The sequence below is a fragment of the Streptomyces sp. ISL-96 genome, assembly GCF_018614035.1.
GTDB lineage: Bacteria > Actinomycetota > Actinomycetes > Streptomycetales > Streptomycetaceae > Streptomyces.
On record NZ_JAGGPA010000035.1, the window covers coordinates 59,460 to 79,112 of the forward strand.

Sequence of the window (19,653 nt, forward strand, 5' to 3'; positions counted from 1 at the left end):
AGGCGGTGACAGACGCATGGCAGCGGGCAGCGCAGGCTCGTGCGAGTTGCGGTTCGATTCCGGACGGGTCTGTCTGGACCTGGTGGCGACAGGCGCGCATCCCACCGAGCAACTGAACCAACCCGCACGCCTGCGGGAGTGGCTCGTGGGTGCGAAACTCGTGCCCGGCGACGCGGTGCTGGACGCCGTGGACGACGAGTGGGTCAGCAGATTCGCCGAAGTGCGGGCGTACGTCGCCGAATTGGTGCACGCTCAGCTCCAAGGTCGCCCCGCCTCCCGCGCCCTTGACCACATCAACAACCTCGCCGCCACCCCACCCCCCGGCGTCAGAGCCGTACGTACCCCGGACGGCGCCTGGATCAGAGCCCTCAGCGACGCCCCCCAATGCACCCCACTGCTCGCCACCGTCGCCCGCGACACGGTGGACCTCCTCACGGACCCCGTCGCCCGCGCCCTGCTGCGCCAGTGCGAGGGCGACAACTGCGCCCGCCTGTACCTCGACACATCCCGCGGCCGCCGCAGGCGCTGGTGCTCCAGCGAGGTGTGCGGCAACCGGGAACGAGTGGCCCGGCACCGGCACCGGCGCCGCGCGTCAGCCGCGGCCCGCACCTGACACCGGCACCTGAAACCCGCACCTGAAAACTTTTTTGGATCGCGTTGAGTCGATCGCCGAACCCCTGCGTAGTGATGGGGGAGGGAGCCACACAGGGTCTCGACCGGGAGGTTCGGGTGCGCGAGGATGCGGCCGTGGCCGATAGCCGTCAGCACAGGGCTCGACATCGGAGCGAACGACCGCGCGCCGAAAAACCAACACCCGACGAGGAGTTGATGCGCGCGCTCTACCGAGAACACGCCGGACCACTGCTCGCCTACGTACTCCGCCTCGTCGCCGGCGACCGCCAGCGCGCCGAGGACGTCGTACAGGAGACGCTCATCCGTGCCTGGAAGAACGCCGGTCAGCTCAACCGGGCGACCGGTTCTGTACGCCCCTGGCTGGTGACGGTCGCAAGACGCATCGTCATCGACAACCACCGCAGCCGGCAGTCCCGGCCGCAGGAGGTCGATCCGTCGCCGCTGGAGGTCATGCCCGCGGAGGACGAGATCGACAAGGCGTTGTGGCTGATGACGCTCTCCGACGCGCTCGACGATTTGACTCCCGCTCACCGGGAAGCACTTGTCGAGACGTACTTCAGAGGGCGTACGGTCAATGAGGCGGCCGAAGTGCTCGGCATACCCAGCGGGACCGTCAGGTCCCGGGTCTTCTACGCACTGCGGTCCATGAAACTCGCGCTGGAGGAACGAGGGGTGACGGCATGACGACGCACGACCGGCACTCCGAGCATGACGCCGTCGGCGCATATGTGCTCGGCATCCTGGACGACGCGGATGCCACCGCCTTCGAGGCCCACCTCGCCTACTGTGAGTACTGCGCCGCGCAGCTGGACGACTTCGCGGGCATGGAGCCGATGATGGCCGCGCTGGCCGAGTCCCCCGGCCCGCCTCCACGGCTGACCGAGCCGAGCCCGCAACTGCTGAGCCGGCTCACCGACGAGGTCGCCGCGGGCCGCGCGCAGCGCCGCCGACGCGGGTTCTACCTGGTAGCGGCAGCGGCGGTACTGGTGGTCGGCAGCCCCACGATCGCCGTCGTGGCTGGTCTGACGGCAGGCAACGACGACAGGGGCGGCAACATCGCGGGAGAGCCCCACCCCACCAGCCCGGCCGAGGACGCCTTCTTCAACCACATGGAGGAGAAGATCGTCGCGACCGACGCGAGCACGAAGGTCAGCGCCACGGTCGGCATGGAGAAGAAGGCCTGGGGCACCCACACCGTGCTGGAGCTCAAGAACGTCAAGGGTCCGCTGAAGTGCAGCCTGATCGCGGTCTCGAAGGACGGCCAGGAAGAGACAGTGACGAGCTGGGCCGTCCCGAAATGGGGATACGGCATCGCGGACAGCACGAACGAGATGGCGAAGAGCCCGCTGTACGTCCACGGCGGGGCGGCGATGAACCGTAACGAAATCGACCACTTCGAGGTCCGGACCTTCGACGGAAAGCGCCTCGTCGAGGTAGAAGCCTGACAGATCAGCACAATTCTCCGCTTCTGACAGGTGCGGTCGCGGCCCCCCGTCGCGTACGGTTGACGGCTGCCCGCAGCACGTCAGAAGGGGGCCTCGGTGGCCGCGCAGGATGCCGCTGTCGATTCCGTGAATTCCGTTGCCGACTCCTCCTCGCAGGAGTCGGCACGGACCCGCGAAATCGGTGTGGAACAGGATCATCTGGATCAGGTGTACCGCCGTCTGGAGGAGAAGATCCACGAGGCGGAATTCCTCATGAACGACGCCGCCAAGCGCGGTCAGGTCGGCACTCCCGGCGCGCTCGCGGAACGCGACGCGCAGGTTTTCCGCGCCGGAATTCACCTCAACCGGCTGAACAACGAATTCGAGGACTTCCTCTTCGGACGCATCGACCTGCTCCGGGGCAAGGACGGCGAGAAGGGCCCGGACGGCGCGTTCACCTCGGTGGACCCGGCCGACGACGCGGTACGCCCCGACCTCACGGCGGAGATCGCGGAGACGCTGCACATCGGGCGTATCGGCGTACTCGACTCCGACTACAGCCCGCTGGTCATCGACTGGCGGGCCCCGGCCGCCGCGCCGTTCTACCGCTCCACGCCCAAGGAGCCGGGCCGTGTCGTACGCCGCCGGGTCATCCGCTCCAAGGGCCGCAAGGTGCTCGGCGTCGAGGACGACCTGATGCGCCCCGAGCTGACCGCGACGCTGAACGGCGAGCCGCTGCCGGTGATCGGTGACGGCGCGCTCATGGCGGCGCTCGGGCAGGCCCGCAGCCACACGATGCGCGACATCGTGTCGTCGATCCAGGCCGAGCAGGACCTGGTCATCCGCGCGCCCGCCGCCTCCGTCACGGAGGTCTCCGGCGGCCCGGGCACCGGCAAGACCGCCGTGGCCCTGCACCGCGCCGCGTACCTGCTCTACCAGAACCGGCGGAAGTACGCGGGCGGCATCCTCATCGTGTCCCCGACCCCGCTGCTGGTGGCGTACACCGAGGGCGTGCTGCCTTCGCTGGGCGAGGAGGGCCAGGTCGCGATCCGCGCGGTGGGCTCGCTGGTCGACGGCGCGGAGGCGTCGACGTACGACGAACCGAACATCTCCCGCATCAAGGGCTCCTCGCGCATGCTCAAGGTGCTGCGCAACGCGGCGCGCGGCGCCCTGGACGCGCCGCCCGCCCCGGCGGCCCCCGCCGAGGACGGCCAGCTGAGCTTCGGCGACGAGGAGCCGCAGGAGTCCCAGGAGGCCGCCCGGACCCCCACCCGCCTGCGCGTAGTCGCCTTCGGCCAGCGCGTGGAGCTGAACGCCGACGATCTGAACCGCATCCGCCACAACGTCCTCAGCGGCACCGCCCCCGTCAACCTGCTGCGCCCCCGCGCCCGCAAGCTGCTCCTGGACGCCCTGTGGTCGAAGTCCAGCGGCCGGGGCAGATACACCGACCAGGAGCTGATCGCGGAGCTGCGCTCCGGCTTCGACGAGGACATTTCGACCGAGTCCGAGTTCATCGAGTTCATGGACGCCTGGTGGCCCGAGCTCACGCCGCGCCGCGTGCTCGCCGCCATGGCCGACGACCGGCGCCTCGGCCGCTGGGCCCGCCGCGTACTGAACCCGCGCGAGACCCGCCAGCTGGCCCGCTCGCTGCGCCGCCTGGACGCGGAGGGCAACGGTCCGCTGTCCGTGCACGACGTGGCGCTCCTGGACGAGCTCCAGACCCTGCTCGGTACGCCGGCCCGCCCCAAGCGCAAGCGCGAGTACGACCCGCTGGACCAGCTCAGCGGCCTGGAAGAGCTCATGCCGCAGCGCGAGGAGACGCAGTGGGAGCGGGCCGAGCGGCTCGCGCTGGAACGCACCGAGTACGCGCACGTGATCGTCGACGAGGCGCAGGACCTCACGCCCATGCAGTGGCGGATGGTCGGCCGCCGGGGCCGGCACGCGACGTGGACGATCGTCGGGGACGCGGCGCAGTCGTCGTGGACCGACCCGGACGAGGCGGCCGCGGCCCGCGACGAGGCCCTCGGCGGGCGTCCGCGCCGCCGCTTCACGCTGACCGTGAACTACCGCAACCCGGCGGAGATCGCCGCCCTCGCCGCCAAGGTCCTCCAGCGGGCCATGCCCGGCATGGAGTCGCCCGCCGCTGTCCGCTCCACGGGCGTGGAGCCGCGTTTTGTGACCACGAACAATGAGCACAGCAGCGTCGTACGCGGCAATGATCTTGCCCGGACCACCCGCGAGGAGGCACAGCGCCTCCTGGACCGCGTGGACGGCACCGTCGGCGTAGTGGTCGCGATGAACCGTCGCGCCCAGGCCCGCAAGTGGCTCGCGCCGCTCGGCGAGCGTGTGGTGGCGCTCGGCAGCCTGGAGGCGAAGGGCTTGGAGTACGACGCGACGGTCGTCGTATCGCCGGCCGAGATCGCGGAGGAGTCCCCGGCGGGCCTGCGGGTGCTGTACGTGGCGCTGACGCGCGCGACGCAGCAGCTCACGGTCGTTTCGGGGGAGCGGGACAAGCCGGGTGCGGACGGGGTTCCGGCGCTCTTGCGCTGAATCCGGGTGAGGTCGATCCGGGTCAACTTGTCATCGGGGGATCACTTCCCGGGGTGGTTTGTTAGCCTGGTGGTGGCACCGGCTCGATCCAAGCCCCCGGGCCCAACCTTCGTCGCTTCGAGCGACCACTTGCCGCGAGGCGAGCATGGCGGGTCGGTGCCACTTAGCTTTAGTGCGTACATACAAAGAACAGGTCCGCGGCACCCCCGGGTGCCGCGGACCTCTTTTGTTCCACCAGCACTTCTCGTATGGTGGAAAACACTTTCCGAAAACAAAATGACCGCATTACCTGCTACCCGCAGGTAGGTGCGACCATCGGAAGGCGTCGCCGGGCAACAGCCACGGCCACGTAGCAATGAAGCTAGGGAAAGCAGAGGAAGTCGGCCATGGCAACGGCGCCCAGCGTCTCGTACTCGATGACGGTCCGGCTGGAGGTCCCCGCGAGCGGGACCGCGGTCAGCCAGCTCACCACCGCCGTCGAGTCCCACGGCGGGTCGGTGACCGGCCTCGACGTGACCGCCTCCGGCCACGAGAAGCTGCGGATCGACGTCACGATCGCGGCGAGCTCGACCGCGCACGCCGACGAGATCGTCGAGGGTCTGCGCGGCATCGAGGGTGTGGTGCTGGGCAAGGTCTCCGACCGTACCTTCCTGATGCACCTCGGCGGCAAGATCGAGATGGCCTCCAAGCACCCCATCCGCAACCGTGACGATCTTTCGATGATCTACACGCCGGGTGTCGCCCGCGTGTGCATGGCGATCGCCGAGAACCCCGAGGACGCGCGCCGCCTGACCATCAAGCGCAACTCCGTCGCCGTCGTGACGGACGGCTCCGCGGTGCTCGGCCTGGGCAACATCGGCCCGATGGCCGCGCTGCCGGTCATGGAGGGCAAGGCGGCCCTCTTCAAACGCTTCGCCGGCATCGACGCGTGGCCGATCTGCCTGGACACGCAGGACAGTGACGCGATTGTTGAGATCGTCAAAGCCATCGCCCCCGGCTTCGCGGGCATCAACCTCGAAGACATCTCCGCGCCCCGCTGCTTCGAGATCGAGGCGCGCCTGCGCGAGGCCCTCGACATCCCCGTCTTCCACGACGACCAGCACGGCACGGCCATTGTGGTCCTCGCCTCACTGACCAACGCGCTGCGCGTGGTCGGCAAGTCGATCGGTGACGTACGGGTCGTCATGTCCGGCGCGGGCGCGGCCGGTACGGCCATCCTCAAGCTCCTGATCGCGGCGGGCGTAAAGCACGCGGTCGTCGCCGACATCCACGGCGTGGTGCACGCGGGCCGCGAGGACCTCGTCGACGCCGCCCCCGAGTCGCCGCTGCGCTGGATCGCCGACAACACCAACCCCGAAGGGGTCACCGGCACCCTCAAGGAGGCCGTGGTCGGCGCGGACGTCTTCATCGGCGTATCGGCCCCGAACGTCCTGAACGGCGACGACGTCGCGGCGATGGCGGACGGTGCGATCGTCTTCGCGCTCGCGAACCCGGACCCCGAGGTCGAGCCCGCAATCGCCCGTCAGACGGCGGCTGTTGTGGCCACCGGCCGCTCCGACTTCCCGAACCAGATCAACAACGTGCTGGTCTTCCCCGGCGTCTTCCGAGGCCTCCTGGACGCCCACTCCCGGACCGTCAACACGGAGATGATGCTGGCCGCCGCGGCCGCCCTCGCCGACGTCGTCACCGAGGACGAGCTCAACGCGAACTACATCATCCCGTCGGTCTTCAACGACAAGGTGGCGGGCGCGGTCGCGGGAGCCGTCCGTACGGCTGCCAAGTCCGTGGGATCCGCTGTGACGGGTTCCACGTCCGCCTGATCTTTCCCGGCTGCCCACCCGGCGCGTCGCGGGTCGCGGGGCCTCACGGCCCCCTCTAGGGTGGCGGGCAATGAGCCCGCGGGGCCCCTGCAGAGTCCTGCAGGGCCCTGCGGTCCGCTTCCGGCAGCGGACGGAGCGTCACCAAGTCGAGCCTGTGGCGCTTTTCGTGTGACTCCGGAGGGTGCCGGATTGGCTTTCCCGCCGCTGGTGGGGGCAGGATGCGTATTTGGGCGCGAGGGTCTGACGACAGACCCGGGTCCGGGGACTGTCCGAGGGCCCTGGCAGCATCGGCTTCGATCTCACGCCTTACAGGCAAGAAGAACACGGGAGTACAAACATGAACCGCAGTGAGCTGGTGGCCGCCCTGGCCGACCGCGCCGACGTGACCCGCAAGGACGCCGACGCCGTGCTGGCCGCTCTCGCCGAGACCGTCGGCGAGATTGTCGCCAAGGGCGACGAGAAGGTCACCATCCCCGGCTTCCTGACCTTCGAGCGCACCCACCGTGCCGCTCGCACCGCTCGTAACCCGCAGACCGGCGACCCGATCCAGATCCCGGCCGGCTACAGCGTGAAGGTCTCCGCGGGCTCCAAGCTCAAGGAAGCCGCCAAGGGCAAGTAACACTCAAGGCACACCCGAAGGGGGCGGTCATCCGGAATACGCCGGGTGGCCGCCCCCTTCGGCATGGCTCAGGGGCCGGTGGAGGCCGCGCGAGGCCGCCGAGCGCCTCAGGGGCCGGGCGGGGCGCCGTACCCCCGCAGAAGCCCGCTCACGGCCTCCGGCGGCTGAAGCATTCTCAGAACACAAGAGGTTTACGTCCCTGGAAACTGGTAAGGCGCGCGTTCGCCGACTCAGAGACCCAGGAGTAGAACGTGCGCGTATCGAACCAGGCCCGACCGAGCCGCTCCCTGCTTGTGGTGGGCGCCGTACTCCTGACCGCGACGCTCGCCGCCAGCATGGGATCGGCACCTGCCTCGTCCGGCGACGGCGGCCAGGCGTCGAAGACCTCCTCGGTCTCCGCCGGGCGGGACTGAGCCGGGCGTAAGAGCGGGCGTACGAGCACAGCGCGTACGAGCACAGCGAAAGGGGCGGCCACCCGGTAATCCGGACGGCCGCCCCTTCGGCGTAGGTCAAACGATCACACGAGCGCGCCGCCCGGCAGCTCGACCTTCGCACCGAGCTCCACGAGCTTCTCCATGAAGTTCTCGTAGCCGCGGTTGATCAGGTCGATGCCGTGGACCCGGGACGTGCCCTGCGCCGCGAGCGCCGCGATCAGGTACGAGAAGCCGCCGCGCAGGTCGGGGATGACCAGATCCGCGCCCTGGAGCTTCGTCGGGCCGCTGACGACCGCCGAGTGCAGGAAGTTGCGCTGGCCGAAGCGGCAGTCGGAGCCGCCCAGGCACTCGCGGTAGAGCTGGATGTGCGCGCCCATCTGGTTCAGCGCGGAGGTGAAGCCCAGGCGCGACTCGTACACCGTCTCGTGGACGATGGACAGACCCGACGCCTGCGTCAGCGCCACGACCAGCGGCTGCTGCCAGTCGGTCTGGAAACCGGGGTGTACGTCGGTCTCCAGGGCGATCGCGTTGAGCGGGCCGCCCGGGTGCCAGAAGCGGATGCCCTCGTCGTCGATCTCGAACGCGCCGCCGACCCGGCGGAACGTGTTCAGGAACGTCATCATCGAGCGCTGCTGCGCGCCGCGCACGTAGATGTTGCCCTCGGTGGCCAGCGCCGCCGACGCCCAGGAAGCCGCCTCCAGGCGGTCCGGGAGGGCGCGGTGGTTGTAGCCGCCGAGCGAGTCGACACCGGTGATCCGGATGGTCCGGTCGGTGTCCATGGAGATGATCGCGCCCATTTTCTGCAGTACGCAGATGAGGTCCTCGATCTCCGGCTCCACGGCGGCGTTGGAGAGTTCCGTCACGCCTTCCGCCAGTACGGCCGTCAGCAGCACCTGCTCCGTCGAGCCGACCGACGGGTACGGCAGCCGGATCTTGCAGCCGCGCAGCCGCTGCGGGGCCTCCAGGTACTGGCCGTCCGCCCGCTTCTCGATCGTCGCGCCGAACTGCCGCAGCACCTCGAAGTGGAAGTCGATCGGCCGGCCGCCGATGTCGCAGCCGCCGAGGCCGGGGATGAAGGCGTGGCCGAGCCGGTGCAGCAGTGGGCCGCAGAACAGGATCGGGATGCGCGAGGAGCCCGCGTGGGCGTCGATGTCGGCGACGTTGGCCGACTCGACGTGGGACGGGTCGAGGATCAGCTCACCCGGTTCCTCCCCAGGGCGGACCGTTACGCCGTGCAGCTGGAGCAGTCCACGTACGACGCGCACGTCACGGATGTCGGGCACGTTGCGCAGTCGGCTCGGACCGCTGCCGAGGAGCGCGGCGACCATCGCCTTCGGCACCAGGTTCTTCGCGCCGCGGACGCGGATCTCGCCCTCGAGCGGGGTTCCGCCGTGGACGAGCAGTACATCTTCAGTGCCGGTCATGGATCTCGCGTTCCGGAGTTGTCGGACAGGTGGCCAGAGAAAAGAGTAAGGGGCGACTACCCCTGTGCCGTAAGGCCAAGCGGGCTTCACCTATGTCATGAATCAGACACAACACGCTCCGCACAGCACCCTCTGCGGAGTGTGACGTTCCGGCGGTGCGCGCTCCCGTTGCTCCGGTGCGCCCTGAGCTGCGCAGCCTCACAGACTGCCGTCCGCTCCCCCCGGAGGGCGAATGTGCGGGATCATGTCTGCCATGACGGAGGTGTCCTCGCTCACAGGACGGCTGCTGGTGGCCAGCCCGGCCCTCGCGGACCCGAATTTCGACCGCGCGGTGGTGCTCCTCATCGACCACGACGAGGAGGGCTCGCTCGGCGTGGTCCTCAACCGGCCGACGCCGGTCGGAGTACGGGACATCCTGCTGCCCTGGGCCGGTCTCGCGGGTGATCCGGACGTCATCTTCCAGGGCGGCCCGGTGTCGCTCGACTCCGCCCTCGGGGTCGCGGTGATCCCCGGCGACGAGGGTCCGCTCGGCTGGCGGCGGGTGTACGGCGCGATCGGCCTGGTCGACCTGGAGGCCCCGCCGGAACTCCTCGCGGCGGCGCTCGCCTCGCTGCGGATCTTCGCCGGGTACGCGGGGTGGGGCCCCGGCCAGCTGGAGGAGGAACTGAAGAGCGGCGCCTGGTACGTCGTCGAGTCGGAGCCCGGCGATGTGTCGTCACCGGAGCCGGAGAGCCTGTGGCGGGCCGTACTGCGCAGGCAGCGCAGCCGGCTCGCGATGATCGCGACGTACCCGGACGATCCGAGCCTGAACTGAACGGGCCCGGGGTGGGTACCCTTGGACGCCATGAGCACTCTTGAGCCCGAGCCCGAGCGCGGGGCAGGTACGGGGACCCTCGTCGAGCCGACGCCGCAGACCTCGCACGGCGACGGAGACCACGAGCGGTACGCCCATTACGTCCAGAAGGACAAGATCATGGCGAGCGCCCTCGACGGTACGCCCGTCGTCGCGCTCTGCGGCAAGGTCTGGGTTCCGGGCCGCGACCCGAAGAAGTATCCGGTCTGTCCGATGTGCAAGGAGATCTTCGAGTCTCTGGGCGCAGGCGGCGACAAGGACAAGGGTGGCAAGGACAGCAGCGGCAAGAAGTAAGCAGTAGAGGTACGGGCCGGCCCCCGCGGTGCGCATCGGCGCGCCGCGGGGGCCGTTCGCGTTGCACAGGGTGCTCCCGCCGGTCACAAGTCGTGATCGAGTACACACCGGTTGAGACCCGCGCCCAGAAGATCAAGGCTGCATTCAAGGGCGGCGGACCCGCCGACGTCACCGAGGAGTTCGGCGCCCGGGTGCGAGGTCGAGGACTCCGACTCGACCGTCAAGCAGTCGGTGACAGTCGGAGGCAAGGCATACCCGGGATCTGTGCCGTCGCTTCCCTGTTTGCCAGGGAGGTGACGGCCATCTCCGCGGGTGCGATGTGGAGCGCCGCGGTATCGGTTGGGCAGCGCCGGACACGGCTTCACGCGGGGCGTTGTTGTTGCTCGATGTATTGGCGTACGGCAGTGAGGGGTGCGCCGCCGCAGGATGCGGCGAAGTAGGAGCCGGACCAGAAGCGTCCGCCCCACAGGTAGCGGCGCACGTGCGGCGCGTATTCCTGGCGCAGGCGGCGGGAGGAGACACCCTTGAGGGAGTTGACCAGTCGGGAGAGGGCAACCTTGGGCGGGTAGTGCACCAGCAGGTGGACGTGACCGTCCTCGCCATTGAACTCGCGCAGCTCGGCCTCGAAGTCCGTGCACACCTCCCGCATAACCTCTTCGCAGCGGCTCAGCATGGCGTCGGTGAACACTCCGCGACGGAATTTGGTGACGAACACCAAATGAACATGCAAGTTGCAGATCACATGGCGACCGCTTCTGACCTCGTTGTTTGGTTCCCACCTCGGTGACATAAACCAATGCTAGCGTCTGACGTCATGGACCAACAGGAGCTGGAGAAGCGGCAGTTCGGACATCGTGCCCGGCTCGCTCTGTCCTCTGCCCAGGCCGGCGCGCTGGACCGGCAAGCGCATGCGGCACGCACCCTGTGGAACCTGCTGCACGACTGGTGGACCATGCTCCCGCGCGACAAGCGCACCCTGGCCGCGGCCGATGCGGCCATCCGCCAGGCCCGCGCGGAGGTCGACTGGCTCGGAGCACTGCCCGCCCAGGCCGCCCAAGCGGTCCTCAAGACATATTTCCAGGCGTGGAAGAACTGCTGGGAGCGCCAGGCGGGGGCGCCGGAGTTCAAGGCCCGCTTCCGCACCGTGATGAGCGTGGACGTCCCCCAGGGCCGGGACCTTCACGTGGTGCGGGTGCACCGCCGCTGGGGCATGGTCAACATCCCCAAACTCGGCCGGATCCGCTTCCGCTGGACCAAAGACCTCCCCGTCGGAAGCCGCGCCGACAACAACAACCGGATCACCGGCGCCCGGCTGGTCAAGGACGCCTTCGGCTGGCACATCGCGTTCCGCGTCCAGACCCTCACACCCAAGCCTGAGCCGCACACTGGGCCCGAGGTCGGCATCGACGTCGGCATCACCATCCCCCTCACCCTGTCCGACGGCGAACAGTACGACCACGGGTCCTGGCTCACGCCGAAGGAGCAGGCCAAGTTGCTGCGCTGGGAACAACGCGCCGCCCACCGCAAAGAGCACCGCGAGAAAGGCGAGCGCACCAGCCGCCGCCTGACTCGCGCATATGACCAGATCGCCCGCATCCGCGCGACAGCCAAGCGCCGGCGCGACGACTGGCAGCACAAGACCACTACCGAGATCGCAGTCAAGTACGGCACGGCCGTGGTCGAGGCACTCACCATCACGAACATGACCGCCTCCGCGCGCGGCAGCATCGAGGCCCCGGGCCGCACCGTCGCCCAGAAGGCGGGCCTCAACCGGTCCATCTTGGGTGAGGCGTGGGGCCGTACCGTGGAACTCCTGACGTACAAGCTCGCCCACCGCGGCGGCACCCTCGCCAAGGTCCCCGCCCCCGGCACCTCCCAGCGTTGCTCGCAGTGCCACACCGTCACACCGGGCAGCCGGGAGTCCCAGGCCGTGTTCGTATGCAAGAACCCCGCGTGCGGCTGGGCGGGCAACGCCGACCACAACGCCGCACGCAACCACTTGCACCTGTACCGGACGGGCCACGCGCTCGTCCCGGCTGCCGGGAGGGCAGTCGCAAGGCGCGCACGCCGCGTCAAGCCCGCCACCGCAAGGTAGGAGGGAATCTCCCTTATTCAGTTGACGAGGGAGAGCACTTCAACAGCTCGGCCTGATCTCTTTCCTCGACATGAGGGACTTCGGACAGCTCAATACGCTCGGCTCGCTGATCCTGCCGCACATCGCCTTCTCGCTGCCGTTCGCGGTGTGGATGCTGCGCGGCTTCGTCAAGGCGGTCCCCGAGGCGCTGGAGGAGGCGGCGTACATCGACGGCGCGAGCCGCTCCCGCTTCCTGTGGCAGATCCTTTTTCCGCTGGTCTTCCCCGGCCTCGTCGCGACCAGCGTCTTCTCCTTCATCTCCACATGGAACGACTTCCTCTTCGCCAAGTCATTCATCATCAGCGACACCTCGCAGTCGACACTTCCGATGGCACTGCTGGTTTTCTTCAAGCCGGAGGAAAACGATTGGGGAGGGATCATGGCAGCCTCGACGGTGATGACTGTCCCGGTGCTGGTTTTCTTCGTACTCGTACAGCGACGCCTGGTCTCCGGACTGGGCGGAGCGGTTAAGGACTGACGCCATGCTCGATCTGGTACCGGCTCCCGGAGCCGCCGCCTGGGCGCCTCCCGCCCAGGGCCACTACCCCATCGGCCGCGACACCGCCCTGTTCGCCCGCCCCGGCACCGAGGGCGTGGCCCGCTGGCTGCGCGCCACGGTCGGTGCCGCCACCGGGCTGCCGCTGCCGGAGGGCACCGACAGTGACAACGAACGCGACAGCGGCAGCAACCGCATCGAGCTGCGCATCGACCCCGAGATCGAGCAGGACCTCGGCCCGGAGGGCTACCGCCTGGTCGTCGACGGCTACCTCGCCCTCATCGAGGGCGGCAGCGCGGCGGGCGTCTTCTGGGGCGCGCAGACGCTGCGTCAGCTGCTCGGCCCGGACGCCTTCCGGCGGGCGCCCGTCGACCCCGCGCGGGAGTGGTCCGTACCGATGGTGGCCATCGAGGACAAGCCGCGCTTCGCCTGGCGCGGCCTGATGCTCGACGTGTCACGCCACTTCATGCCCAAGGACGGCGTACTGCGCTATCTGGACCTCCTCGCCGCGCACAAGCTCAACGTCTTCCACTTCCACCTCACTGACGACCAGGGCTGGCGCATCGAGATCAAGCGCCACCCGAAACTGACGGAGACCGGTGCATGGCGGGCGCGCACCAAATGGGGCCACCGGTCGTCAAACCTGTGGACCGAGGCACCGCACGGCGGCTACTACACGCAGGGCGACATCCGCGAGATCGTCGCGTACGCCGCCGAGCGGCATATCACCGTCGTCCCGGAGATCGATATTCCGGGCCACTCGCAGGCCGCGATCGCCGCGTATCCGGAGCTGGGCAATACAGACGTCATCGATACGACCGCCCTTTCCGTCTGGGACACCTGGGGCATCAACACGAACGTACTCGCCCCCACTGACAACACCCTCCGCTTCTTCGAGGGCGTCTTCGAGGAGGTGCTTGACCTCTTTCCCTCCACCTTCATCCACGTGGGCGGCGACGAGGCGCCCAAGATCCAGTGGAAGGAATCCCCGACGGCCCAGGCGCGTATCAAGGAACTCGGCCTGGCCGACGAGGAAGAGCTCCAGTCGTGGTTCATCGGCCACTTCGACATGTGGCTCACCGCGCGCGGCCGCCGCCTCATCGGCTGGGACGAGATCCTCCAGGGCGGCCTCGCGCGGGGAGCGGCGGTCTCGTCCTGGCGCGGTTACGCGGGCGGAATCGCCGCGGCCAAGGCAGGACACGACGTCGTCATGTGCCCCCAGCAGAAGGTGTACTTGGACCACCGCCAGGACGGCGGCCCGGACGAGCCGATGCCCATCGGGTACGTCCGCACGCTGGAGGACGTCTACCGCTTCGAGCCCGTACCGGCGGAGCTGACACCCGAGGAGGCGCGGCACGTCATCGGCACCCAGGCCAACGTCTGGACCGAGGTGATGGAGAACCAGAGCCGCGTCGACTACCAGACGTTCCCTCGCCTGGCGGCGTTCGCCGAGGTCGCCTGGGCGGACCTGCCGGCACCGGCCGAACGCGACTTCGCCGGTTTCGAGGCGCGAATGACGGCGCACTACCGGCGGCTTGATGCTCTGGGGGTCGACTACCGGCCACCGGGCGGTCCGTTGCCCTGGCACAAGCGCCCGTCGCCCGACGGAAATCCAGCCACGCTCGGACGCCCGATCGAGGGGGCGCCCCCAAACGTGTGAGCCGTGAGGGAAGGAGCGTGCCGCGCTGTGCCGGGCCTGGGAGCGTGGAGGACCCCGGCTCGGCATGCGGCTCGGCACCGCTTGGCCTACGGCTCGGCCTACGGCTTGGCATAAGTCGCAAGTCGCCCAAGAGGCGCTGAACAGTGCCAATTCGCACTCACCACCAATGAGGTGCGAAAGCGGACCAATGCCCTGGCCAGGGACGAGGGGCCCCTAGTGGACCCTCGCGTCGGCCGGTTCGCAAGATGTGCCAGAGTTGCCTCGTCCGGACTGTGAGCACGTACCGTACGGCGCAGCAGACGGGACAGCCGGGACACCGGGAAGGGGCAGCTGGGTTGACCACGCACGCACCGCAGGCGGCGCAGTCCGTGACGCTCCCGGCCTCGCTCGACGAGGCCGTGGCGGCACTCACCGCCATGCCTGCCGCCGTGCCCGTCGCGGGCGGTACGGACTTGATGGCATCGGTGAACTCCGGGCAACTGCGGCCCGCCGCCCTGGTCGGGCTGGGCCGGATCAGCGAGATCCGGGGCTGGCAGTACCAGGACGGAAACGCGCTGCTCGGCGCCGGTCTCACGCACGCCCGGATGGGCCGGCCCGACTTCGCGGCCCTCATCCCGGCGCTGGCGGCGGCCGCGCGCGCCGCGGGCCCGCCCCAGATCCGTAACGCCGGGACCCTCGGCGGCAACATCGTCACCGCCGCGCCCACCGGCGACACCCTGCCCGTGCTGGCCGCGATGGAAGCGACGCTGGTGATCGCGGGACCGGGTGGCGTACGCCGCGAGACGCCCGTCTCCCACCTCCTCGCCGGCCGCGACATGCTGGGCGCCGGCGAGCTGATCGGCTTCGTGCGCGTACCGCTGCTGCACGCCCCCCAGGTCTTCTTCAAAGCCACCGGACGCACCGGCCCCGGCCGCGCGACCGCGTCCGTGGCCCTGGTCCTCGACCCGGCGCGGCGCGAGGTGCGGTGCGCGGTGGGCGCCATCGCGCCGATGCCGCTGCGGCCCCTGGAGGCGGAGCGCTGGATCGCCTCGCTGATCGAGTGGGACGCGGACCGCAAGCTGGCGCCCGACGCGTGCGCGGCGTTCGGCGAGTACGTCGCCGCCGCCTGCATCCCGGACCCGGCTCCGGCGCCGGACGGGGCGGAGGCTCCCGCGCCGTTGCCGCCCGCCGTACTGCACCTGCGGCGCATGGTTGCCGCGCTGGCCCGACGAGCGCTGGGGAGGGCACTGTCGTGAGCGAGAACGAGAACCCCGGTACGAACGCCGGCACGAACCCCGGTACGAACACCGGGGCGCCGGGAGCGCCGTACCCCGGCGGCTGGCAGCCGATCCCGCAGGGCGGTGAGTACGACGCGGAGGCCACGGCGTTCGTGCAGCTGCCCGAGGGCATGACGGACTTCGGCGGCTACGGCGAGTACGGCGACCCGCTGGCCGCGCCCGGCCACGACTACGTACCGCCGCAGATCGCTCCGCACGTGACCCCGCAGATCCCCCAGACGCCGTCGAGCGCGGCCGCGACCGACCCCGGCGCGACCGGGACCTGGACCGTGCAGGGCCCGGTGCCGGCTTCGAGCCCGGGCGAAATGCGGTGGCCGGAACCGGAGAGCCCGCAGGCGCCCGCCCCGGCGCACGAACCCGGGACGACGGGCCAGTGGAGCTTCGAATCGGCCCCGGAGCCGACGCCGCCGGTCGCGTCCGAGCTCACGGGCCAGTGGACGATCCCGGTGGCAGAGGGCGACCTCCCGGACGAATCCGGTGAGTTCACGACCTCCGCCCTGGCGTCCCACTGGGCCAGCACCCACCCCCCGGCGACCCTGCCGGGCGGCGCGGCGTCCCCCTGGGCAAACACGGCCGAGGCAAGCCAGACCCTGCCGGGCGGCGCCCCCGCCCCATGGGCGGCACAACCGCCACAGGCGCCCCACCCCGCGCACCTGGACCAGACGCAGACGTCCGACCCCGACCAGACGCACACCCCCCACCCCGAGCGGACGCAAACCTCCCACCCCGAGCCGACGCACACCTCCTCCCACCTGACGCACGACTTCGAGCCGCACGCCTCGCACACCCCGCACCCCCCTCAGCCCATCGCCCCTGAGCCGCCGCAGCCGGCACCGCAGGACGCGACCGACGCCGCCTCGCAGTCCACGGTGCCGGGAGGGGACGTGCCGGGGCGCTCCCCGCAGGGCGTTGAACGCAACGAGCCCGAAGAAATCGCAGTACCCGAACGTTCGACGCCCGAGGAGACGCCACGGGGCGGCACCGACCCGGACGCTCCGGCCACTGACCCCGGCGCAGGAGCCGACGCCGGAGCAGGAGCCGACGCCGGGGGCGCCGAGCCCGAGGCCCTGGGTGCCGGTACCGACCCCGTAGCGGAAGACGCCCACAGCGAGCACCCCCATGCCTCCTACGTCCTCCGGGTGAACGGCGCCGACCGCCCCGTCACAGAAGCCTGGATCGGCGAGTCCCTGCTCTACGTCCTGCGCGAGCGCCTCGGCCTGGCCGGCGCCAAGGACGGCTGCTCCCAGGGCGAATGCGGCGCCTGCGCCGTCCAGGTCGACGGCCGCCTAGTCGCCTCCTGCCTCGTGCCCGCCGCCACCACCGCCGGCAGCGAGGTCCGTACGGTAGAAGGCCTGGCCACCGACGGCGAACCGTCCGACGTCCAGCGCGCCCTCGCCAACTGCGGCGCGGTGCAGTGCGGTTTCTGCGTACCCGGCATGGCGATGACCGTCCACGATCTGCTCGAAGGCAATCACGCCCCGAGCGAGCTCGAAACCCGCCAGGCGCTGTGCGGCAACCTCTGCCGCTGCTCCGGCTACCGGGGCGTGCTGGAAGCGGTACGCGAGGTCGTGGCCGAGCGCGAAGCGACCGCCGCGTCGGAAGAAGCCCGTATCCCGCACCAGGCACCCCCCGGCGCCGGCAGCGTCCAGCACCCGCACGAGCACCCGCACGAGCACCCGCACGACGGAGGCATGGCGTGAGCAACGACGCGGCCACCGCGACCAGCACCACGGCGGTCGACGGCGCCCAGCCCGAGCACCGCCCCGAGGCACCCGCCCACGGCCTCGGCGCGTCCCTGGCCCCGGCCGACGCGCGCGCGAAGACGGAGGGCACGTTCCCGTACGCGGCCGACCTGTGGGCGGAGGGCCTGTTGTGGGCCGCCGTACTGCGCTCGCCGCACGCCCACGCCCGTATCGTCTCGGTCGACACGTCCGCTGCGTCCGAGATGCCGGGGGTACGGGCCGTAGTCACGCACCAGGACGTGCCGGGCGACCCCGCGCACGGCCGCAGCGTCGCCGACCGCCCCGTTTTCGCCTCCGACCTGGTACGCCACCACGGCGAGGCCATCGCCGCCGTGGCTGCCGACCACCCGGACACGGCTCGCCTGGCAGCCGCCGCCATCGCGGTCGAGTACGAGATCCTCGAACCGGTCACCGACCCCGAGCAGGCCTTCGCGGCCGAGCCGCTGCACCCCGACGGCAACCTGATCCGCCACATCCCGCTGAGCTACGGCGACCCCGAGGTCGCGGGCGAGGTGATCGTCGAGGGCCTGTACCGCATCGGCCGCCAGGACCCGGCGCCCATCGGCGCCGAGGCCGGCCTCGCCGTCCCGCGTCCGGACGGCGGCGTGGAGATCTACACGGCGTCGACGGATCCCCATACGGATCGCGACCGCGCGGCGGCCTGCTTCGGGCTGGAGCAGGAGCGCGTGAAGGTTGTGGTGACGGGTGTCCCGGGCGCGACGGGCGACCGTGAGGACGGCAGCTTCCAGATCCCGTTGGGGCTGCTTGCGTTGAAGACGGGGTGCCCCGTCAAGCTGGCAGCTACGCGGGAGGAGTCCTTCCTCGGCCACGCTCATCGCCACCCGACTCTGCTGCGCTACCGCCACCACGCGGACGCGGAAGGCCGGTTGGTGAAGGTGGAGGCGCAGATTCTTCTGGACGCAGGCGCGTACGCCGACGCCTCGTCGGAGTCGCTGGCGGCGGCGGTGGCTTTCGCGTGCGGTCCGTACGTCGTGCCGCACGCCTTTATTGAGGGTTGGGCGGTCCGTACCAATAACCCCCCGTCGGGTCACGTGCGCGGCGAAGGCGCTCTGCAGGTGTGCGCGGCGTACGAGGGCCAGATGGACAAGCTGGCGGCGAAGCTCGGGCTCGACCCGGCGGAACTGCGGCTGCGCAATGTGCTGGCGACGGGTGATCTGCTGCCTACGGGGCAGACGGTGACGTGCCCGGCCCCCGTGGCCGAGCTGCTGCGGTCGGTGCGCGACTTCCCGCTTCCCGCGCTGCCCAAGGACGCCCCCCAGGACGAGTGGCTGCTGCCGGGCGGCCCGGAGGGCGCGGGGGAGCCGAGCGCGGTGCGCCGGGGCGTCGGATACGCGGTCGGCATGGTGCACATGCTGGGCGCGGAGGGCACGGACGAGGTCTCGACGGCCACGGTGAAGGTCCAGGGCGGGGTCGCTACGGTGATCTGTGCGGCGGTCGAGACGGGCGGCGGGTTCTCGACGCTGGCGCGTCAGATCGTCCAGGAGATCCTGGGCGTCGAAGAGGTGCATGTCGCGTCGGTGGACACGGACCAGCCTCCGGCGGGCCCCGCGACGCACGGCCGCCACACGTGGGTGTCGGGCGGCGCGGTGGAGCGGGCGGCGAAGATGGTACGTACGCAGCTGCTCCAGCCGCTGGCGCACAAGTTCGGGATGTCGACTGAGCTGCTGCAGATCGCGGACGGGAAGATCACGTCGTACGACGGAGTGCTGTCGACGACGGTGATGGAGGCGATGGAGGGCAAGGAGCTGTGGGCGACGGCGCAGTGCCGGCCGCATCCTACGGAGCCGCTCGATGACGCGGGTCAGGGTGACGCGTTTGTGGGGCTGGCGTTTTGTGCGATCCGCGCGATCGTGGACGTCGATATTGAGCTGGGCTCGATTCGCGTGGTGGAGATGGCGGTGGCGCAGGATGTGGGCCGCGTCCTGAACCCGGCGCAGCTGGCGACCCGCATCGAGGCGGGCGTCACACAGGGCGTGGGCGCGGCGCTGACGGAGAACCTGCGTACGCCGCGAGGGCTGATCCGCCATCCGGACCTCACGCATTACGCCCTGCCGACGGCGCTGGACGCGCCGGACATCCGGATCGTGAAGCTGGTGGAGGAGCGGGACGTGGTGGCCCCGTTCGGCGCGAAGCCGGTCAGCGCGGTGCCGGTGGTGACGTCCCCGGCGGCGGTGGCCTCGGCGGTGCGGGCGGCCACGGGGCGGCCGGTGAACCGGCTGCCGATCAGGCCGCAGGCGGCGGTTGCGGTGGCGGGGGGGTAAGAGTCAGGGCT

General features: G+C 70.3%; 16 protein-coding genes and 2 pseudogenes. 16 read left to right on the forward strand and 2 right to left on the reverse strand.

The features are described from left to right. Positions 1-16 precede the first annotated feature (16 nt). The 7 genes from J7E96_RS22340 (at position 17) to J7E96_RS22370 (ending at position 7,459) form a co-directional block, all read left to right on the forward strand. On the forward strand, positions 17-613 hold the full coding sequence (locus J7E96_RS22340) for an ABATE domain-containing protein (RefSeq protein WP_215133444.1): 597 nt from the start codon (positions 17-19) through the stop codon (positions 611-613). A 74-nt stretch (positions 614-687) separates the two neighbouring features. After that, a complete protein-coding gene (locus J7E96_RS22345) occupies positions 688-1,317 on the forward strand; it encodes a sigma-70 family RNA polymerase sigma factor (protein ID WP_214969366.1) in 630 nt (209 codons plus the stop codon). Further along, positions 1,314-2,078: an anti-sigma factor gene (locus tag J7E96_RS22350; protein ID WP_215133445.1), complete on the forward strand. Its 765-nt coding sequence runs from the start codon at positions 1,314-1,316 to the stop codon at positions 2,076-2,078. The genes J7E96_RS22345 and J7E96_RS22350 overlap by 4 nt, the downstream gene beginning before the upstream one ends. A 96-nt stretch (positions 2,079-2,174) precedes the next feature. Next, positions 2,175-4,607, forward strand: a complete 2,433-nt coding sequence (locus tag J7E96_RS22355; RefSeq protein WP_374196707.1) for a UvrD-helicase domain-containing protein — start codon at positions 2,175-2,177, stop codon at positions 4,605-4,607. A gap of 386 nt (positions 4,608-4,993) precedes the next feature. After that, positions 4,994-6,427 (forward strand): NAD-dependent malic enzyme, encoded by a 1,434-nt coding sequence (locus J7E96_RS22360; protein WP_215133446.1) that lies wholly within the window; start codon positions 4,994-4,996, stop codon positions 6,425-6,427. A gap of 337 nt (positions 6,428-6,764) precedes the next feature. Next, positions 6,765-7,046, forward strand: a complete 282-nt coding sequence (locus J7E96_RS22365; RefSeq protein WP_028815325.1) for an HU family DNA-binding protein — start codon at positions 6,765-6,767, stop codon at positions 7,044-7,046. A 251-nt stretch (positions 7,047-7,297) separates the two neighbouring features. After that, positions 7,298-7,459: a hypothetical protein gene (locus tag J7E96_RS22370; RefSeq protein ID WP_215133447.1), complete on the forward strand. Its 162-nt coding sequence runs from the start codon at positions 7,298-7,300 to the stop codon at positions 7,457-7,459. Between the two features lie 104 nt (positions 7,460-7,563). Here J7E96_RS22370 and murA read toward each other — a convergent pair whose 3' ends face one another. Beyond that, positions 7,564-8,904, reverse strand: coding sequence for a UDP-N-acetylglucosamine 1-carboxyvinyltransferase (gene murA / locus J7E96_RS22375; RefSeq protein WP_215133448.1), 1,341 nt, complete (start codon positions 8,902-8,904; stop codon positions 7,564-7,566). A gap of 253 nt (positions 8,905-9,157) precedes the next feature. On the opposite strand from murA, the gene J7E96_RS22380 reads away from it, so the two are divergent. The 3 genes and pseudogenes from J7E96_RS22380 to J7E96_RS38880 all read left to right on the forward strand — a co-directional run. Next, entirely contained in the window at positions 9,158-9,718 is a 561-nt protein-coding gene (locus J7E96_RS22380) for a YqgE/AlgH family protein (protein WP_215133501.1), read from the forward strand. Positions 9,719-9,748: 30 nt separating this feature from the next. Next, positions 9,749-10,051, forward strand: a complete 303-nt coding sequence (locus J7E96_RS22385) for a DUF3039 domain-containing protein (RefSeq protein ID WP_215133449.1) — start codon at positions 9,749-9,751, stop codon at positions 10,049-10,051. Positions 10,052-10,134: 83 nt separating this feature from the next. Further along, positions 10,135-10,306: pseudogene (locus J7E96_RS38880) on the forward strand (ABC transporter substrate-binding protein); the annotation flags it as partial. Positions 10,307-10,412: 106 nt separating this feature from the next. Here J7E96_RS38880 and tnpA read toward each other — a convergent pair. Continuing rightward, entirely contained in the window at positions 10,413-10,841 is a 429-nt protein-coding gene (gene tnpA, locus J7E96_RS22390; protein ID WP_215133450.1) for an IS200/IS605 family transposase, read from the reverse strand. Positions 10,842-10,865: 24 nt separating this feature from the next. On the opposite strand from tnpA, the gene J7E96_RS22395 reads away from it, so the two are divergent. From J7E96_RS22395 to J7E96_RS22420, 6 genes and pseudogenes are all read left to right on the forward strand, one after another. Continuing rightward, complete coding sequence (locus J7E96_RS22395) at positions 10,866-12,146, forward strand: RNA-guided endonuclease TnpB family protein (protein WP_215133451.1); 1,281 nt, start codon at positions 10,866-10,868, stop codon at positions 12,144-12,146. A gap of 61 nt (positions 12,147-12,207) precedes the next feature. Further along, positions 12,208-12,663, forward strand: a pseudogene (locus J7E96_RS22400) (carbohydrate ABC transporter permease); the annotation flags it as partial. A 4-nt stretch (positions 12,664-12,667) separates the two neighbouring features. Next, the gene (locus tag J7E96_RS22405) at positions 12,668-14,341 is read left to right on the forward strand and encodes a beta-N-acetylhexosaminidase (RefSeq protein ID WP_215133452.1); all 1,674 of its coding nucleotides are present in this window, start codon (positions 12,668-12,670) and stop codon (positions 14,339-14,341) included. Positions 14,342-14,676: 335 nt separating this feature from the next. Then, entirely contained in the window at positions 14,677-15,576 is a 900-nt protein-coding gene (locus tag J7E96_RS22410) for a xanthine dehydrogenase family protein subunit M (protein ID WP_215133453.1), read from the forward strand. Further along, positions 15,573-17,318: a 2Fe-2S iron-sulfur cluster-binding protein gene (locus J7E96_RS22415; protein ID WP_374196708.1), complete on the forward strand. Its 1,746-nt coding sequence runs from the start codon at positions 15,573-15,575 to the stop codon at positions 17,316-17,318. The genes J7E96_RS22410 and J7E96_RS22415 overlap by 4 nt, the downstream gene beginning before the upstream one ends. Continuing rightward, positions 17,315-19,642, forward strand: coding sequence for a xanthine dehydrogenase family protein molybdopterin-binding subunit (locus J7E96_RS22420; RefSeq protein ID WP_215133454.1), 2,328 nt, complete (start codon positions 17,315-17,317; stop codon positions 19,640-19,642). Before J7E96_RS22415 ends, J7E96_RS22420 begins: the two co-directional genes overlap by 4 nt. Positions 19,643-19,653 lie beyond the last annotated feature (11 nt).

Bases quoted from the DNA above. Each gene is read 5' to 3' on its own strand.
- J7E96_RS22340 (WP_215133444.1), top strand. From the start codon at position 17: ATGGCAGCGGGCAGCGCAGGCTCGTGCGAGTTGCGGTTCGATTCCGGA.
- J7E96_RS22345 (WP_214969366.1), top strand. From the start codon at position 688: ATGGGGGAGGGAGCCACACAGGGTCTCGACCGGGAGGTTCGGGTGCGC.
- J7E96_RS22350 (WP_215133445.1), top strand. From the start codon at position 1,314: ATGACGACGCACGACCGGCACTCCGAGCATGACGCCGTCGGCGCATAT.
- J7E96_RS22360 (WP_215133446.1), top strand. From the start codon at position 4,994: ATGGCAACGGCGCCCAGCGTCTCGTACTCGATGACGGTCCGGCTGGAG.
- J7E96_RS22365 (WP_028815325.1), top strand. From the start codon at position 6,765: ATGAACCGCAGTGAGCTGGTGGCCGCCCTGGCCGACCGCGCCGACGTG.
- murA (WP_215133448.1), bottom strand. From the start codon at position 8,904: ATGACCGGCACTGAAGATGTACTGCTCGTCCACGGCGGAACCCCGCTC.
- J7E96_RS22380 (WP_215133501.1), top strand. From the start codon at position 9,158: ATGACGGAGGTGTCCTCGCTCACAGGACGGCTGCTGGTGGCCAGCCCG.
- J7E96_RS22385 (WP_215133449.1), top strand. From the start codon at position 9,749: ATGAGCACTCTTGAGCCCGAGCCCGAGCGCGGGGCAGGTACGGGGACC.
- tnpA (WP_215133450.1), bottom strand. From the start codon at position 10,841: ATGTCACCGAGGTGGGAACCAAACAACGAGGTCAGAAGCGGTCGCCAT.
- J7E96_RS22395 (WP_215133451.1), top strand. From the start codon at position 10,866: ATGGACCAACAGGAGCTGGAGAAGCGGCAGTTCGGACATCGTGCCCGG.
- J7E96_RS22405 (WP_215133452.1), top strand. From the start codon at position 12,668: ATGCTCGATCTGGTACCGGCTCCCGGAGCCGCCGCCTGGGCGCCTCCC.